We start from the raw sequence: 18,277 nt of genomic DNA on the forward strand, positions 1-18,277 counted from the left end.
CATCGAATTAGCGTTCGTTTTCGGCCTGAATCATATTTTCGATGCCTTTAATCAAGGCGTCGGAATTGAAAGAAATGCTGTCAATCCCCTGGGAGATCAGGAATTTGGCAAAGTTGGGATTGTCACTGGGTGCTTGGCCACATAATCCGATCTTTCTCGCGGCAGCTTTTGCTTCTCTGATAACCTGAGAAATCATCCACGTCACTGCAGGATTATTTTCATCAAAAAGATCACCCAACACCTCTGAATCCCGATCCACACCCAGAGTCAGTTGTGTGAGATCATTTGATCCAATCGAGAAGCCATCAAAAATCCGGGCAAATTCTTTGGCCAGAATAACATTGGAGGGAATTTCAGCCATGACGTAGATTTCCAATCCCTTTTCCTTTTGTTTTAATCCGAAATCAGCCATTAAGGAAATGACTTTTTCTCCTTCCTCCGGAGTTCGGCAAAACGGGATCATTACCTTGAGATTTTCAAGGCCCATTTCTTCCCTTACCCGCTTTACTGCTTCGCATTCAAGTCGAAAACCTTCCCGATAGCGATCGTGATAATAGCGAGATGCCCCTCGAAACCCGATCATGGGGTTTTCTTCAGAAAGTTCAAACTGATGACCCCCAAGCAGATTGGCGTATTCGTTGGTTTTGAAATCACTCATTCTCAGGATGACATCTTTGGGGTAAAAAGCTGCCGCAATCGTGGCAACTGCCTGTGAAAGCTTATCCACGAAATATTCTTTTTTGTCCGTGTAGCCGTGACAGAGGTTTTCGATTTCTTCCTTTTCCCCTTGATTTTGGAGTTGATCAAAATGAACCAAGGCCATGGGGTGAATCCGTATGCTATTGTTCACGACAAACTCCATCCTCATCAGGCCTACGCCTTGGTTGGGGAAAAAGGACAAGTCAAAGGCTTTTTCCGGATCTGCAAGGATAAACATGGGCTGGGTCTTGGGTAACTGCAATCCTCGAAAATCATGATCAATGACTTTCCATTGCAGGGCACCTTGGTAGACTTTGCCGATCTTTCCCGATGAGGTGTCCAAGGTGACTACATCTCCATCTTCCAAGGATTGGAGGGCGGATTCAGCCCCGACTATCGCCAGCGCTCCAACTTCCCTTGCTACAATGGCCGCATGGCTGGTCCTTCCTCCTTTGGCGGTTATGATTGCCCCTGCTTTTTTCATGATCGGATCCCAGTCCGGATTGGTGATCTCAGTGACCAAAATCTCTCCGGATTGGAGCTTGTCAGATTCGGAAGGAGAATGTAAAATTCTGACTTTCCCTGAGGTAATTCCACTTCCGATGGAGTATCCAGAGACTAGGACTTTGCTTTTTTCCAAAAGGGAAAATTCTTTGACCAAGTAGGGATCTTTTTCTGCGTGGACGGTTTCGGGCCTGGCCTGTACGATAAACAGTTTACCCGAGATACCGTCTTTAGCCCATTCGATGTCCATGGGCATTCCATAATGGTTTTCAATTTTGACTGACCAATCTCCCAAAGTCTGGATTTCAGGATCCGATAAAACAACTTCCTTTTGCCTTTCAATCGGAGTGTCTACGTTGACGATTCCCCCGGATTCGGCATAAACCATAGTTTTGGTTTTGGATCCGATTTTCTTAGAAAGGATCGGATATTTTCCTTTTTTCAAAGTGGGCTTGAAAACCAAAAACTCATCGGGAATCACCGCCCCCTGCACGATATTTTCACCCAAACCCCAGCAACCTGTAATCAAAACCGCATCCCTAAAGCCGGATTCAGGATCAATGGAAAAGCAAACGCCACTGCTCGCCAAATCTGACCTGACCATGAGTTGAACCCCAACAGAAAGGGCGATTTCTATTTTGTCGAATCCTTTGTCAAATCGGTATTTGATCGCCCGGGCATTGTAAAGAGATGCAAAACACGACTTCACAGCTTTGAGCAAGGCTTCGTTTCCACGGATGTTCAAAAAGGATTCATGTTGTCCGGCAAAACTGGCTCCAGGCAAGTCTTCCGCTGTCGCACTACTCCTTACCGCTACGTCCAATTCACGGCCATGGGCCTGACATAAGTTTTGATATGAGTTCAGGATTTCCGTTTCGAGCTGGGTTGGGATCTTCGAGTCCAGAATTAGCTTTTTGATCTCAACTGAAAGTTCCCGGAGGTTTGCAAAATGGTTTTTATCCAACTGATGGAGTAAATCACGGATTGGCTGGTCGAGTCGGTTTTCTTTTTTGAAAAATCGGAAGGCATCAGCTGTCGTTGCAAATCCATCCGGAATATGAATGCCAATGGGAACGAGGTTTCGATACATTTCACCAAGAGAGGCATTTTTTCCCCCAACTTTGGCAACGTCACCAATGCTAAGCTGGCCAAACGGGATTACCAGATTATCCATTATTTTGGGTTTAGGTAATAAGAAAACAGAGTCTTAAACCTACCCAAAATATAGCCTGAACTCTATGACCGAATAGGGGTGGTTTTCCTGATAAAAATCAGATTGTTTGTGGCTTATCGGGGCATATATCTTAATTCTCCTCTTATGTGGAGGCAATTTTCTGATGATACCTGAGGTAATGGCTAAGATATAGGAATCCAAAAGGTGAATTTTCAAGTGGACCTGGATCTTTCTGGTTGGTAAAACTTAAGCCAAAGACAATTGGGTGATAAAGGGAAAAGGAAAACGTGAGGAGAGAGGCTTTCCAAGAAAAAAGTTTTGGAATGGGCGAAAAAATCTCATTTTTAGTGCTTTCTCCAATTTTTTATGGAACAGCAAACTGATAAAAAACAACAAGATCTAACCTGGCTTGAGCACCTTCAAAAAAACAGCTGGGAGCCGGAAGTTATTATTTCGGGTATTACTCTGGCGGTTTTGTTTATTATTCCTTCCAGATTATTTGATTTTTCTGTGGTTTTGATCCAAGATTACGGCCTAGAGCAGATTCCTGCGCAGTTGATTCTGGTCTATTTCTCTCTGATCATCACAGTTTTTAAGATTTTTTTGGTGATACACCTGATTATGCGATTTATTTGGGCGGGTATGTTGGGAATCACTTATGCTTTTCCGGATGGTGTGATTAAAGAAAATCTGTTTAAATATTCTCAATCGGTAGATTATCCCCACCCTACGTTCTACCTAGTTAAACTCGAGCGATGGTGCAGCATGATATATGGGTTTCCGATTTCTGTGGCAGTTCCGATCTTCAGCATCACTGGCTATTTATCGGCTCTGATAGGAATTTACTTGGTATTCAATCTGGACTTTCAGGTAGTCTATGTGATTTTTATGATTACCATGGTTATCCTAGCTGGTTTTTCAATTGTAAAAAAATCCAATAAGCTAAAGGACAGCATTGGGAAAAGCATGAGTAGCACCATTGGAGCAGTTTACCAAAGCAACTTGGGAAAATGGTCATTTATCTCCTTCTCTATTGTTTTGGTGGCGATCTCTTCACCTTTTATTTCTCAGGATTTGAAAGGATTTTCTGACTTTCAAACCAATGTCAATTTGGATGATTCGCAATACGATTGGCCAAAGGATCAGGGCTATTTTGAAGAATACAATTCTGAAAAAAAACGATTTGCCCGAGTCTGGACTACTAAAAAGACGGTGGATTCGGAGTTCATGCAGCTTTATTTGCCCCGATATGCCCGGGATGAAAATTCCATATCAAAAATGAATGAGTTACTGAGTTCCGACACAATTCAATGGAGTACGGTAAATGGATACCAAGATCAGTTTCGGATTTATATCAATGACTCTCTCATTCACTTGGGGAAGTGGTCCAAAGTGCGGGCAGGCCATACTGGCCAAATGGCTTTGTTTGGGCAGGTTCCTGTAGGTCATTTAAAACCAGGACTCCACGAATTACGGGTGGAGAAGCTTATTTATTTACCTCCATTTTTGTCAACCGGCAACGAGCTTCGCTACCGAAAGAATTGGGCTCGATTTGAATTTGTGAAGAAATAGTCAGATCACATCCTGATTCTCCAATCCTTGGGGTAGTAATTGTTTAGCCTGTTTCCCAAGTTTTTGACCCAGCCCAGGGGGAGACCCTGATAGGTCATCAACACCCAACCGGTAGGTAAATCGGGGAGAATGGATTCGTTTTTTCTAAGAAAATCCAATGCTTGATCCAGGTCAAGTTTAAAAGTTGCAAAGCCGGATTTTGGCAGCACGGAAAGTGCCCATTCATGGGAAGGAATCCAATCGTTTTTCTGTTTTTTGCCCAATTCCACTCCAAAGTAGCGGAGACTTAAATGCTGGGAAATCCGCTCAAAATGCCTGAAAAATTCCCGGTTGATCCTGAAAATGGAGTCATTGAGGCTGTAGTATTTTCCGCTTCCATCGAGCCCCAATTCGGCTTCAAGTGTTTTATCTTCTTTTTCACCCAGAGATTTCAACACCGAATGCTTGAAATCTTTGATCCGACCTGGTTCCTGGGAAGAGGCTGATTCCGGCCTTTTCAACACCGTGATGAAAAAACCTTCCCCTTCTACCAGATGCGGAAAAAACCGATAGCCAAAAAACTTCCCGTCTGGAGTTTCCACTTCTGTTTCGACAATCTTCCAATCTGAATCCAATGTAATCCGAACAGGTTCAAATGCAAACTCCTCGGTGAGAAAGCGGATCATGGCTTCATTTTCCTGCTCGTTGAAGGTGCAAGTGGAATAAATCAGGTATCCGCTGCCTTTGACCAAAGCCCCGGCTTTATCCATTATCCGCTTTTGCCGGGAAGCACAAAGGGTCACGTGATCCAGTGACCACTCCTCTCTGGCTTGGGGGTCCTTCCGAAACATCCCTTCCCCCGAGCAGGGAGCATCCACCAATACCAGATCAAAAAATCCTTCCAATGGCTCAAAGTGATCGGGATCATTGTTGGTCACAGCAATATTTCCAAGTCCCCATTTAACGGCGTTTTCTTTCAGAATTTGAGCTCGGGACTGAATGACTTCATTGGCAACCAAAAGACCCTCATTTCCCAAATAGGAGGAAAGAATCGTACTCTTTCCGCCTGGGGCTGCAGCCAGATCCAAGTAAACTCCCTTGGGAATTTCCAGACTTTTCAAGATATGCTCGATAAACATCGAGGAAGCCTCCTGTACGTAGTAGGCGCCAGCGTGAAAAGCTGGGTCAAGGGTAAAACTTGGTCTTTCTTCCAGAAAAAAACCCTGTTGTGACCATGGAATCGGGTTTTTTGGCCAAGAAGGGGAAAAGTTTTTTGAGGGATTAAGGCGGATGGCTGTACGGGGTGTGCGATTGATGGCCGCTTTAAAGTTTTCAAAATCTTGCTTGCCCAAAAGAGCAAGCATCTGGGACTCAAAGTCAGCGGGCAGTTGGATCTCGGACATGGAGCAAATATAAGGGATCAGTATGCAGTATTCAGTTGACAGATTTTTGCGTACTGCCTGATGACCACTGCCAACTTCAAAATTTCTTATCTTGAAAGTAAACTGATGAATCTATGGAACTCGCTTCAAATCTAGTCATTGGCCTGATCGCCGTATTGCATTTGTATTTTCTTTGGTTTGAAATGTTTGCCTGGGAGACGACGGGACGAAAGATATTCAGGCAAATGCCTGCGGAGCTTTTTCCAAAAACCAAAGCATTGGCTGCAAATCAGGGATTGTACAATGGTTTTTTGGTTGCAGGATTGGTATGGTCTCTTGTCATTACCGATCCGGTTTGGGCGGATAATGTGGCTTTGTTTTTCCTGACCTGTGTCTTAATCGCGGGAATTTTTGGAGCTATTACTGCCAGCAAAAAGATCTTTTATGTTCAGGGATTACCAGCCCTTATAGCGATAATTCTGATTTTGATGGTCTAATAGTTTTTCGATTTCGAAACCAGCAAAAAACCTATCCCTGATAATTAGGATTCAAAAAGTGTTGAGAGCTTGATTTCCTTCTTTTTGCAGTACACTCATCCCTTTTGGAAAATCCTTCATTATCGTACCCAGGAAGTACCAAAGACAAAATAATACGCCCATTGCTCAGGACCTCGGGCCACATCCATTCCCATTCGGAGGTTAAGTTTTCTGGCGATCAGGTAGCGCCCTCCCGCACCTCCGGAAACTCTCCAGGAAGAATCTCCCCATGAATCTCCCTCTAAAACGGCCTTTGCAGCCCCTCCAAATCCTACCAAACTAAATCGGGAGGTAAAATCCCATCTCCATTCAGTTTCTCCTAGTCCAATGATATTTCCTTGGTATCGGGCCACGGGAATCCCCCTCATGCTGATAAACGGAAGCATATAAAATGGTGCGTCTCCCCATAGATTTTGATACTCGGCTCTGAATCCAGAAATAAGTTTGTCCGAAACTGGAATCCACCAATAGGCTGCTGTGTTGACCGAGCTGTAAGAGTAATCACTGCCCAGCCATTCTGCAGAAGTTGAAAAAAGCGTATTCCATCGAAAGCCTTTATTTGGAGTGAAAATATTGTCCCTTCCATCAAATTCTATCAATATTCCCGGTCGGCTAATAGTACTATTGACATCCTTCGGATCATGGAATTCAGGATTTGTTCGGGCTAATTCTGTCTTCAAAAACAAATAATTCAACCCTGCATACCAATCACTTCTCCCAAACTGCTTGATCAACTGACCTGATATTGGGATGGTCCTGATATTAAACTCAAATTCTTTCTCTCCTAAGTTTTCAAAGGTTCTATAGAATTCAAGATTAACATCCGCATAGCCAGTAAAAAGGCGATAGTTGGATCTCCACTTTTTAATGACACCTCCGGCCGCAGCACCTAAAACCCAAGTTCCGTTGGCTGTATAAGCTCCACCTGCTCCGAAAATATTTGGTTTGGCTCTAGTCTCTACCACCTTCCCGTCCACACTGTCCCGATAGGGAGTATTTGGATCGACAAAAACAGCAAATAAAGCTCCTCCAAAACTTCCCAAAGCAGGTTCAGTAATGATTGAAGGAAAAGGAATAAACCCATTTGCAGTTAATACCCAATCACTTAAATCCAACTTTTGGTCCAAGGAGTCCCTCAAGGAAACCTTTTGCTTTTGAGCAGAAGCAAGCCCCGTGAAAAAACAAGTAAGGCAAAAGATTTGAATGGCTTTTTTCATAAAAAACTAATTAATCAACTAAGCGTCAAAACTAATTTGGGAAAGAATTCCGAAAAATGATTTTCAGCAGATAAAACAAAAAACCTCCGGTCGCTTTCAAAACCGGAGGCTCAGGTACTCAATCTATCTCAAAATTAAAATGGGTATTTTCCTTGGGCAATCATGTAGTCGGCAATTTGCCTTCTCAATTCTTTGGTGTTGACCAAATCCGCTTTGGTGTATCGCTTCAGGCCCATGAGCATGACTTTTTGCTCGTCACCTTTAGTGAATGATGCGATGGCTTCTTTGGCAGCGGCATTTATTTTGTCAACGGCCTCAGACAAATAAACCTGCGACATCGCGATCTGATTGGAGCAAGCGGCCTCTCCTTTTAGACTTACCAGTTTCTCGGTTCTCAAAATCGCTGATTCAGCAGCATAGATTTCTATCATGACATCGGCAAGATTCATCATGATCTCCTGTTCGTCCTCGATCCGATCCTGGAGAGCCATGGCAGCTTTGCCACCTACCATGAGAAATACTTTCTTCAGGTTTTTGAGGACGTCCTTCTCCGCTGCAAAAAGTTCAGAAGTGTCGATGGTCTCAAAAGAAGGGACAGAGGTCAATTCAGCGGAAACAGCCATTGCCGGTTCGAAAATGTTCACCTCACCTTTCATAGCTCGCTTCAAGAGCATTCCGACCATCAGCATTCTGTTGATTTCATTGGTGCCTTCGTAAATCCTTGAAATTCTGGCATCGCGATAGGCTCTTTCCATTGGCGCATCAGCAGAATAACCCATTCCACCATAGACTTGAACCCCTTGATCGACTACGTAGTCAAGGACTTCCGAACCGTGGATTTTTGCAATCGCACATTCGATGGCAAAGGCTTCCACTCCTTTCAACTTGGCCTCGGTTTCATTCATTCCCTCGGAAATCAGGGCATTAATCCGATCCTCTATATCTTGCCCCGCACGGTAACAAAGGGATTCGGAAACGTAGGTTCTAATGGCCATTTCGGCCAATTTAGATTTGATGGCACCAAACGTATTGATGCTGACCCCAAACTGCTTGCGCTCGGTGGAGTATTTGAGACAAAGAGAAATTACACCTCTTACGCCTCCCAAAACTCCGGCACCCAGTTTTACCCTACCGATATTGAGGATGTTTACTGCGATTTTGAAGCCATTTTGACGGTCAGAAAGCATGTTTTCCACAGGTACTGGGCAGTCATTGAAAAAGACCTGACGGGTAGAGGACCCTTTAATACCCATCTTTTTTTCCTCTTCATTCATCGTGATTCCCCCGAAGGTTTTTTCAACGATGAACGCGGTGAGGTTTTTGTCGTCTTCTATTTTGGCGAAAACGATGAAAAGATCTGCAAAGCCGGCATTGGAAATCCACATTTTCTGGCCGTTAAGCAAGTAGGTTTTTCCGTCTGCTGATAGGGTCGCTTTGGTTTTGCCGCTGTTGGCATCCGAACCGGCATCAGGTTCGGTTAAGCAATAGCAAGCAGCCCATTCTCCTGAAGCAAGTTTTGGTAGATATTTTTGTTTTTGCTCCTCAGTGCCATAGTATAAAATCGGAAGAGTGCCGATTCCGGTGTGGGCTCCATAGGTAGTTGAAAATGATCCGGCTGCCCCGATAATATCGGCAATTAGCATGGACGTATTGAAACTCATCCCCAATCCGCCATATTCTTCAGGCACGACAATTCCAAGTAGTCCGAGTTCGCCTGCCTTTTTGAAAATAGAAGGAACCAAGTCAGGGTTCTTCATGCTGTCAATGGCTTCGATATTTGGCGTAATCTCCGTATCGATAAAATCCTGACAGGCCTGAGCCATCATTTTTTGCTCTTCGGTAAACTGCTCAGGAATAAAAATATCCTGTGCAGGCGTCTCTCTGACGAGGAATTCACCTCCTTGGATTGCTTTCGTTAGTGTGGCCATTATTTTTATGTTTTTAGTATTCTTCATTATTGGACATTCAGCGTTCAACATTCAATGTTCGATATTTCAAATAATGAATATCTAATGACGAATTTCGAACACCGAAGTATTCCCTATTTCAACAACTCGTAGATTCCTGCAACTCCCTGACCCCCACCTACACAGGCAGTGACCAGACCATATTTTTTGTTTTGCCTTCTTAATTCATTGAAAATCTGAACGGAAAGCTTGGCTCCTGTGCATCCCAGTGGGTGACCCAAAGCAACAGCTCCACCATTCACATTGACGATATCCTGATTCATGTCCAAAGATTTCATCACAGCCAAGCCTTGAGCAGCAAAGGCTTCATTCAGCTCCACCAGATCGATCTGACCTAAGCTTAGGCCTGCCTGCTTCAATGCTTTTGGAACGGCTTCTTTTGGACCGATTCCCATGATGCGCGGATCTACTCCTGCTACACTGTAAGCCATCATTCTTGCAATTGGATCAAGACCGAGAGATTTCATCAGTCGCTCTGACATCACCACCACAAAGGAAGCTCCATCAGAAGTCTGGGAAGAATTACCTGCAGTCACTTGGCCTCCGTTTTTGAATGCCGGCTTCAATGCCGCCAATCCCTCCATGGTAGTTCCAGCACGAGGTCCTTCGTCAGTGTCCACGGTGAATTTTCTGGTTTTCTTTTTGCCTTTTTCATCCAAATAGGTTTCCTCTACTTCCACAGGAACGATTTCATCTTTGAATTTTCCTGAAGCGATGGCTGCAAGAGCTTTCTCATGAGACCGAACGGAAAAAGCATCGGCTTCCTCCCGGGTGATGCTGTATTCCCTGGCCAATTCTTCTGCTGTCAATCCCATGCTTAGGTAATAGGATGGGGTTTGGGATGCGATTTTCCAGTTCAGGGCCGTTTTGTAACCCATCATCGGCACTAATGACATGGATTCCGTACCACCGGCGATGATGCAATCGGCCATTCCGGCCTTGATTTTTCCAACGGCCAAAGCGATGGCTTCCAATCCAGATCCGCAATAGCGGTTGATAATGAAACCGGGAATATCAATTCCCAGGGCCAAAAGGGAAATCATTCGGCCCATTTGCATGCCCTGCTCGGCCTCCGGCACAGCATTACCTACAATCAGGTCGTCGACCATTTTGGCCTCCAGACCAGGTGTATTTGCTACCAAATGTTTGATGACATCAGCAGCCAGGTCATCCGGGCGGTAAAATCTGAAACCTCCTTTTTTGGACTTTCCAACCGCTGATCTATATCCGTTTATTATATATGCTTCCATTTTTATTAGTTATTGGGGTTTGGGTTATTGAGTAACTTGGTACGTGGTACATAGTACTTCGTACATCAATTCCTAAGCGGCTTACCTTTGAAGAGAATACTGTGAATTCGCTCCAGGGTCTTTTTCTCACCTGTCAAACTGAGAAACGCTTCACGCTCCAGGTCCAATAAGTATTGCTCAGACACTTCTGTTGGAGAAGACAAATCTCCACCTGACATCACCCAAGCCAGTTTTCTGGCAATTTTTGCATCGTGGTCGGAAATATATGCCCCGTATTGCATGCCCGTAATCCCTGCTTCAAACAAGGCCAAAGAGGTTTTGCCTAATACTTTGATATTATTCTGTTGTATCGGTTGAGTATATCCAGCTGCACTCAAGGCTAAAACTTTAGACTTCGCGTCCGCAAGCTGCCGCTTTCTGTTCAGAGAAATACCGTCCTTGGACCTTAAGTAGCCGAGACCTCTGGCTTCCTCTGCTGAGGTGGAAACCTTTGCTGTAGCGATATTCATGAAATATTCCTGAAGCTGATTGAGCTCCACATCCCCGTTGATGATCCCGTTGGAAAATCTCAGCGTCATTTCCTTGGTGCCTCCTCCTGCAGGAATTAATCCTACTCCGACTTCCACCAATCCCATATACAGTTCCGCATGGGCTTGAATGTGATCGGAATGAAGTGAAAGTTCACAACCCCCACCCAGAGCCATATTGTGTGGAGCGACCACCACCGGAATGGAAGAAAATCGCGCTCGCATCATTGTGTTTTGGAACTGGGCAATCATCAGATTGATCTCATCAAAGTCCTGATCTCCGGCAAACATGAACAACATGGCCAAATTGGCACCCGCTGAGAAATTGCCGCCTTCGTTTCCGATGACCAAACCTTTGTATGATTTTTCTGCCATTCCGATAGCAGTATTGATACCTTCGATGACTTCGGCACCCATGGAGTTCATTTTGGTGTGGAATTCCAGTCCAATCACCTCATCACCCAAGTCATACACTGTTGATCCCGCATTTCCCCATACTTTTTTCCCTGCAGATTTAAGGGTGTCGAGAATGATAAAATCTTTGGTTCCAGGGATTTCTTTGAAGGATTTGCTCGGAATGTCGTAGTATAATTTCTTACCACCATCCACTTTATAAAATGCCTCATGCCCAGCAGCGAGCATCTCATGAACCCATGGAGCAGCTTTTTCACCGGCAGCTTCCATCTTGGCGAGGGTTTCTTTGACTCCCAAAATATCCCAAGTCTCAAACGGACCTAACTCCCAACCGAACCCAGCGCAGACCGCCTGATCAATGCGGTAGAGCTCATCCGAAATTTCCGGAATGCGGTTGGAGCAATATTTGAAAAGATCATAGAAAGAAGTTCGATAAAATTCACCTGCCCGATCCTCAAAATTGACCAGGAATTTGATCCGCTTTTTGAGGTCTTCGATTTCTTTGGAAGCCTCTAGGGCCTTGAATTTTGGCTTTTCTGCCTCCTTGTATTCAAAGGTTTTCAGATCTAGTTCTTTCAGTTCCTTGCTACCATCCTTGTGGCGGATCATTTTGAAATAACCCTGTCCAGTCTTGTCCCCAAACCATTTGTTGTTGTAAAGTACCTCGACGATTTTCGGAAGTTGAAACTTATCACGGGACTCGTCGTGAGGAAGTGCTTTGTAAAGATTGTTGGCTACATTGACTGTAGTATCCAAACCGACCACATCCATCGTACGGAAGGTTGCCGACTTTGCACGACCGATCACCGGTCCTGTCAACTTATCCACTTCAGACACGCTGAATCCCATTTTTTCGATTGCATGCATTCCCGAAATGATAGCATAAACCCCAATTCGATTAGCGATAAATGCTGGCGTGTCTTTGCATAAAACGGTCTCTTTACCCAAGAATCGGTCACCGTATTCCATCAGAAAATCGATGATTTCGGGATTGGTTTTTGGACCGGGAATGATTTCAAGAAGTTTCAGATACCGTGGAGGATTGAAAAAGTGCGTTCCTGCAAAATTGGCCTGAAAGTCCTCACTTCTCCCTGCACACATCAGGTGCATAGGAATACCGGAAGTATTTGAAGTGATCAGACTACCTGGTTTTCTGAACTTTTCTACCTTTTCAAAAAGCTGCTGCTTGATATCCAAGCGTTCCACCACTACTTCGATTACCCAATCATAATCCTTGATTTTTGGTAAGTCATCGTCAAAATTCCCTGTGGTAATACGACCCGCAAAAGATTTATCATAAATCGCAGAGGGATTTGACTTGAGTGTATTTTGCAAAGCAGTGTTCACAATCCGATTTCGGACAATAGGATGTTCTTTGGTCATGCCCTTTTTCAGCTCTTCTTCAGTGAGCTCAAAGGGAACAATGTCCAATAAAAGTACCTGCACACCGATATTGGCGAAATGACAGGCAATACGCGATCCCATCACTCCCGAACCTAAGACGGCAACTTTTTTAATGGTTCTGTTCATTTTTTTGGGTTTTTGGTAGTCTATATCCGTTTTACGGGATTTGGTTTATAATTCAAATATGGGCTTGTTGACTTCACTTCCGTTGACCTGTTCTATGACCATCTGGATTTTTTCAAACACTCCAAAAAAGGTATCTAGCTCTTGTTCACTGACTACTTCGCGGACTTGTTCGTTGAACTCCATGATCGTTTTGATGGATCGTTCCTTTTTTTCTTTTCCTTCTTCAGTGAGAAAAATCCGAACAGATCGTTTGTCCAAAGGGTCTGCTTTTTTGAAAATAAGTCCTTTTTCCTCCATGGTTTTCAGCATTCGGGTCAGACTTCGGGTTTCCAATCCAATCAGAGGTGCAATTTTGGTAGCTGGAGTTCCTTCCTTGGAATTGATATTGATCAGGACAAATCCGATCGCTGTGGTAAACCCTTCCTCTGCAGCCTGTTGGTTATACATCCGTGATATGGCATGCCAGGCACTTTTGATGTGATAGTCTACGGTCTCTTCTCTTTTCATGGCACTCATAAGCTGAATTAGGGGAGTTCTAAGTTAGAAAAAATTTGTATGCATGCATACTATTTTCAAAAAAAGTTATGCATGCATCACAAATTAAAACTTGCATTTCTACCAATTAAAAGAATTATCGTTGTTAAATGGAATAACAAATCTATTTAAACAGAATAAAATCTTTGAATAATTGAAATCTCCAAAAATAATTTTGAGGTTATTTTTTTATTAATCAAAAAAAATCAGGCAGTTACGCCTGATAGATTTCTTCGATTTCTTTCGAAAACTTTTGACTGATGACTTTTCGCTTCAATTTCATCGTGGGTGTCAGTTCACCAGAATCCACTCCCCAGGGTTTATCCAAAAGTTTAAAACGCTTGATCTGTTCCCATTTTCCGAAGTATTTGTTCAATCCATCAATTTCAGACTGGTACTTTTCCAAAATTTCCGGTCTTGCAATCATTTCTTTGTCTGTGCTGTAAGGGATATCCTTTCGCTTGCAGAATTCTCTTAATCCTTCAAAACTTGGGACAATCAGGGCAGCCGGGTAATTTCTCCCATCTCCGACTACCATCAACTGTTCGATGAGTGTTGATTCCTTGAATTTGTTTTCCATAACCTGTGGAGCGATATATTTCCCCCCGGAGGTTTTGAACATCTCTTTTTTACGGTCGGTGATTTTGAGGTATTCTCCCTCGAACTCCCCAATATCTCCAGTGTGAAACCAGCCGTTTTTAAGTACCTCTGCGGTCATTTCAGGCTCTTTGTAATACCCTTGCATCACATTGGGTCCTTTGACCAAAATTTCGCCGTCCTCTGCGATTTTTACCTGCACGTCTTTTACCACCTTTCCCACATACCCAATTCTGATATCCTCATAGGTTCCAATGGATGCCGAAACTACCGGAGATGTTTCGGTAAGACCATAGCCTTCGCAAACTTTGATGCCTGCCGCCCAAAATACCCTTGCAAGTCGGGGCTGCAACGCTGAAGCACCGGAATTGATCTGCATGACATTTCCACCCAAGGCCTCTCTCCATTTTGAAAAAATGAGCTTGTTGGCAAGTTTTAGCTGGAAATTGTACCAAGCTCCCATATTCTTGGCAGGATCATACTTGAGCCCCAAATTCAAAGCCCAGAAAAAGAGCTTTTTCTTAGTTCCTTCCAATTCATACCCTTTGGCAACAATTTTATCAAAGACTTTTTCCAAAAGCCTTGGCACGCTGTTAAATGAATGCGGTTGAACTTCTTTCAGATTTTCACCGATTTTTTCCATGCTTTCGGCGTAATAAATCTCATAGCCAAGATAGAGGTAACAAAATGAACCAGTCCGCTCATAGATATGACATAGCGGTAGAAAGCTCAGTACCTTTGAAGTTCCCGAAAGCGGTGTCATGATCGAGGCTACCGAAAGCAAATTGGACAGAACATTGGTGTGTGAGAGCATCACACCTTTTGGCCTTCCCGTAGTCCCTGATGTGTAGATAATGGTAAAAATATCAGAGGGATTTACTTGTTGTTTGCATTGATCCAGATCTGCCAAGTTGCCCGACATACCCTTTTCCTGTAAGGAAGTCCAATGTTCGACACCCTCCAAATGGTCAAAAGAATAGATTTTCCGATCACCAGCAACTTCAGCAGCTTTGTCATAAATGACCCGATCACCTACAAAAATGACTTTCACCTCTGCATGGTCAAAGATATAGGCATAATCATCGGAGGTGATGGTAGGATACATTGGAACTGAAATCGCACCGATTTGCTGCAATGCTAAGTCCACAAAATTCCATTCTGGCCGATTTTCTGAGATAATTGCAACTTTATCGCCAGAGCCTAACCCTAAGTTTAAAAATGAAAGACTTAAATTATCGACAATTTCTTTTAAGTCTCTTGAGGAATAAGTAACCCAGGTGCCATTTTCTTTTCTAGCCAAGGCTATTTTTTTATCATACTTCGAAATTTGATATGGAATCAGATCAAAGAGTCGGGTGAGTTGCATGAGAGTTAGGTTGGGTTTATTTCGGCTAATATTACCAAAACCAAAATGGATTCACAAAAGCTATCCACACTATCCACCCTCTAATACTCTTATTAATTTATTTAAATAAAGAAATCTATTAAGGTTATTAGGAGTGTGGATTTGTGGACAAATGATCCTTTAAAAGTTGGCCACAGTAATTTGTCTGTATTCTTATATAGATTGACAAGTTATTAACTATTTATTAACCTATAATTAATTGATTTTCAATAGACTAGTTGATTTTTTGAAATTTGGTGGATTAATCCGTTTTGGTTTGGTGTGGTTAAGTGAGCTGTGGAAATCTTTTAAGTGAGCTGTGGAAAAGAATACGGTTTTCCCCAAAAATTTTTTTCTGAATTATGAAATTTAAAGACTTGTTTAAAATCAGATAGTTTCCCTTTTGTATTTGCCAAGTTATCGACGAGGTTTCAAGGTTTATCCACAGTGGTTTCTGGGATTTTTTGCAAACCTGTTGAGGGTGTTGCTATTATATTTTGGTCTTCCAATGTCCATCCGCTGCGGATTATTAGGCCTTGTTCTTGTTCCTCATTGTAGAAGTAAAAGACTCGTTCCGCTAACTTTTTTTGTATGAAATTGGATGGATCCCAGCGTTTATTTCCATTTAAATCTTCAATAACTCGAACTTTGAAGGTCCCGGGTTCCAAGAGTTTGAAAGAGTATTTATTTGAGTTTTCGAGGAATTGTTCCTTTACTAATTCATTTTTTTCGTCAATTAATTGGACTATGAATGGAGGTTTTGCACCCAGAATATTTCCTGAAATTTCATCTGCAAGATTTTTTCGCTCCATCTTCCGGTAATTGGCCGATAGACTTTTTTCATTGAATTGGTTTTCGATATCTTGAAATGTAGAATCAGACGCCTTAACTGTGAAGATTTCTTGGCTTAAGGAGTCGGGGATAGTCATTTGTATTTTCAATAAATCCCGCTTAGAAGAATCTTGAAAAAACATCATTGACTCAGTAATTGGGATTCTAGAGGCAGTATCAAATGAAACAAAAAGGGAATCAGAATTTATGGATTTGATTGGTTTGTTGAATTTGAGTTCCACTTCCAATTTCTGGAAGAAGTTTTTACCTGAGTTAGCAGTGACCTCCAGTTTTTCTGGTTTTCGATCTGACTCAGGGAATTTTGCCCAGATTAATGAGTCTTTAGAAAAACCTACAGAGTCTTTAAGGCTTATTTGAAAGGGAATACTGTCACTTGTTGTACTTTTTGGATAGATTCTTATTCGACTGTCTGAGGAAGTATAGAAATACTCTTTGCCGAGGTTATCGTTTTTGATGTTAGTTTCTATTGGTTCTCTATTGACTACGATATCAAAGTTTTTTCCAAACGTAGCGCTCCTTAAAATTCTAATGGGCGTAATATCTGCTTTGGAAAGATTGAAGGTGACATTTTCAAGATTTGCGTCTAGATCTAATGTGTCCAGAATAAAATCATACTCTTCAGATTTTGATTCTGCTTTTAAGCTTCCATTGGCATCTTTCCATGCATAGGCCATGTATTGACCATTTTTTATATTGGTCATTATGAAACTTCCTGTTGAGTCAACTTGACTTAAATAATAGGGTTGTGCTGTGAAAACATCTGTAGTGTCACCAACTGGGTAAATTCCGACTAAGACATTTGTATAATCTACTTTTGAAGAAGGAAAATGAAAAAGTATTTTTCCTGAGAGGCTTATACTGTCGATTGCGTTTCCAGTCGAAAAAACCAATTTGAGGTTTTCAGCAGGATTATCTTCAGAGATATCCACGACTGATTTTTGAAAGTCAAAAACGTAAGTTGTACTGTCCTCAAGTTTTTGGTTGAGTTTAATGGTTACTATATTTTTTAATGCCGTAAACTCCACTTCATCCTTATTTATTCTGGGAGTAATTACGACGCCTTTTGATGGATTTTCGAGTTTTATGTATTCATCAAAAGTTAGTACAATCTGTTCTGGTTTGATGTTGAGACTCTCATTCTTTGGATTTGATTCTTGAAGAATTGGAGGATCTTCATCTCTAGGACCGCCTGTAGGGGTACTTTGCTTTGCACATGAAGCAAAAAGAAAAATGATAATACCTGTAATCAGGAATAGTGTCTTGCTCACTTCTTTTGAAAGATGAAAATGTTGCTAGAAAATTGACCAGGTTTGTTTGCTGATCGGTTTGATTTTAATCCTTTGAAGAAACCATTCCAGTATCTTGAAATTAAGCTGGAACTTCTATCCAAGTAACCTTCAGATAAAAGTGAAACATAAAAACTATCAAATTTCATTGGTTTTACTTCTTTTAATTCAAGTTCAAATTCCTCCTTGAATTTTTCGATTGAAGATAAGTTGAAGTGATAAAGGTGTCTTGGTACATCCCATCCTGCCCAATACTTACCATAATTTTTGCCATCCCAGCTTTCGTGATTTGGGACAGCAATAATTAAACAACCATTTGATTTTAAATGATTTATAATTTTTCTGGTTGATTTTCTTAGATCATGAATATGTTCTAAAACGTGGAAGAGTGTAATTACGTCGAAGGTTGAATCCTTTCCCAAGTCATCGATGCTTTCTCTGACTTTTCCTTCCAGTTTATAATTTGCTTGGTTCCTGGCTTTCTCGCTTGGTTCTATCCCCGTTACTTTCCATCCTCTTTTTTTTGCCGCTTTTAATAGTTCTCCGGTACCGCAGCCATAGTCTAGTAGCTTTCCCTTTTTCTTTAGAGACTCAATGAATTTTACTTTTTTGGTAATGCTATAGTTTCGGACTTTTTGGTAAATCCACTGGGTTAAATTCTTTGCTTTATCCTCGTGGGAAAAATATTCCGGAAAATTGTAATAGGGTCCAATATCCTCTTTTTTGGGTCTTGGGTTTGTAAATAGTAATTCACAATTCGAGCATTTACATAGGATAAAGGTTTCCCTGCTCACCGCAAAATCTGTTACCTCAGAGTGGTTAAGAAAAAGCCCACTTTTGCAAAGTGGGCATTTATTGAGACGTTCAAGCATT

At 42.2% G+C, this 18,277-nt stretch carries 12 protein-coding genes; 2 read left to right on the forward strand and 10 right to left on the reverse strand.

Translation table 11 applies throughout. The features are described 5' to 3' along the window. Positions 1-7: 7 nt before the first annotated feature. On the reverse strand, positions 8-2,377 hold the full coding sequence (ppsA, locus tag D0X99_RS01130) for a phosphoenolpyruvate synthase (RefSeq protein WP_119475807.1): 2,370 nt from the start codon (positions 2,375-2,377) through the stop codon (positions 8-10). A gap of 366 nt (positions 2,378-2,743) precedes the next feature. On the opposite strand from ppsA, the gene D0X99_RS01135 reads away from it, so the two are divergent. Continuing rightward, complete coding sequence (locus D0X99_RS01135; RefSeq protein ID WP_119475808.1) at positions 2,744-3,949, forward strand: hypothetical protein; 1,206 nt, start codon at positions 2,744-2,746, stop codon at positions 3,947-3,949. A 5-nt stretch (positions 3,950-3,954) separates the two neighbouring features. On the opposite strand, the gene D0X99_RS01140 is transcribed toward D0X99_RS01135, so the two are convergent. After that, complete coding sequence (locus D0X99_RS01140; protein ID WP_119475809.1) at positions 3,955-5,331, reverse strand: methyltransferase RsmF C-terminal domain-like protein; 1,377 nt, start codon at positions 5,329-5,331, stop codon at positions 3,955-3,957. A 113-nt stretch (positions 5,332-5,444) separates the two neighbouring features. On the opposite strand from D0X99_RS01140, the gene D0X99_RS01145 reads away from it, so the two are divergent. Further along, the gene (locus tag D0X99_RS01145; RefSeq protein ID WP_119475810.1) at positions 5,445-5,807 is read left to right on the forward strand and encodes a DUF1304 domain-containing protein; all 363 of its coding nucleotides are present in this window, start codon (positions 5,445-5,447) and stop codon (positions 5,805-5,807) included. A 119-nt stretch (positions 5,808-5,926) separates the two neighbouring features. Here D0X99_RS01145 and D0X99_RS01150 read toward each other — a convergent pair whose 3' ends face one another. The 8 genes from D0X99_RS01150 to D0X99_RS01185 all read right to left on the reverse strand — a co-directional run bounded on the left by D0X99_RS01150 (position 5,927) and on the right by D0X99_RS01185 (position 18,276). Beyond that, positions 5,927-7,063, reverse strand: a complete 1,137-nt coding sequence (locus D0X99_RS01150; RefSeq protein WP_119475811.1) for a BamA/TamA family outer membrane protein — start codon at positions 7,061-7,063, stop codon at positions 5,927-5,929. 134 nt (positions 7,064-7,197) lie between these two features. Next, positions 7,198-8,991 carry an acyl-CoA dehydrogenase family protein gene (locus D0X99_RS01155; RefSeq protein ID WP_119476370.1) on the reverse strand — a complete coding sequence of 598 codons (1,794 nt, stop codon included), beginning with the start codon at positions 8,989-8,991 and terminating at the stop codon, positions 7,198-7,200. 113 nt (positions 8,992-9,104) lie between these two features. Continuing rightward, positions 9,105-10,280: a thiolase family protein gene (locus tag D0X99_RS01160; RefSeq protein WP_119475812.1), complete on the reverse strand. Its 1,176-nt coding sequence runs from the start codon at positions 10,278-10,280 to the stop codon at positions 9,105-9,107. Positions 10,281-10,345: 65 nt separating this feature from the next. Next, a complete protein-coding gene (locus tag D0X99_RS01165) occupies positions 10,346-12,751 on the reverse strand; it encodes a 3-hydroxyacyl-CoA dehydrogenase/enoyl-CoA hydratase family protein (protein WP_119475813.1) in 2,406 nt (801 codons plus the stop codon). A 45-nt stretch (positions 12,752-12,796) separates the two neighbouring features. Then, positions 12,797-13,258, reverse strand: a complete 462-nt coding sequence (locus D0X99_RS01170; protein ID WP_119476371.1) for a MarR family winged helix-turn-helix transcriptional regulator — start codon at positions 13,256-13,258, stop codon at positions 12,797-12,799. Between the two features lie 241 nt (positions 13,259-13,499). Continuing rightward, positions 13,500-15,248, reverse strand: a complete 1,749-nt coding sequence (locus D0X99_RS01175) for an AMP-dependent synthetase/ligase (RefSeq protein WP_119475814.1) — start codon at positions 15,246-15,248, stop codon at positions 13,500-13,502. Positions 15,249-15,697: 449 nt separating this feature from the next. Continuing rightward, positions 15,698-17,386 (reverse strand): Ig-like domain-containing domain, encoded by a 1,689-nt coding sequence (locus tag D0X99_RS01180; RefSeq protein ID WP_119475815.1) that lies wholly within the window; start codon positions 17,384-17,386, stop codon positions 15,698-15,700. Further along, positions 17,383-18,276: a class I SAM-dependent methyltransferase gene (locus D0X99_RS01185; protein WP_119475816.1), complete on the reverse strand. Its 894-nt coding sequence runs from the start codon at positions 18,274-18,276 to the stop codon at positions 17,383-17,385. Before D0X99_RS01185 ends, D0X99_RS01180 begins: the two co-directional genes overlap by 4 nt. Position 18,277 lies beyond the last annotated feature (1 nt).

The sequence above is a fragment of the Algoriphagus lacus genome (assembly GCF_003583985.1).
GTDB lineage: Bacteria > Bacteroidota > Bacteroidia > Cytophagales > Cyclobacteriaceae > Algoriphagus > Algoriphagus lacus.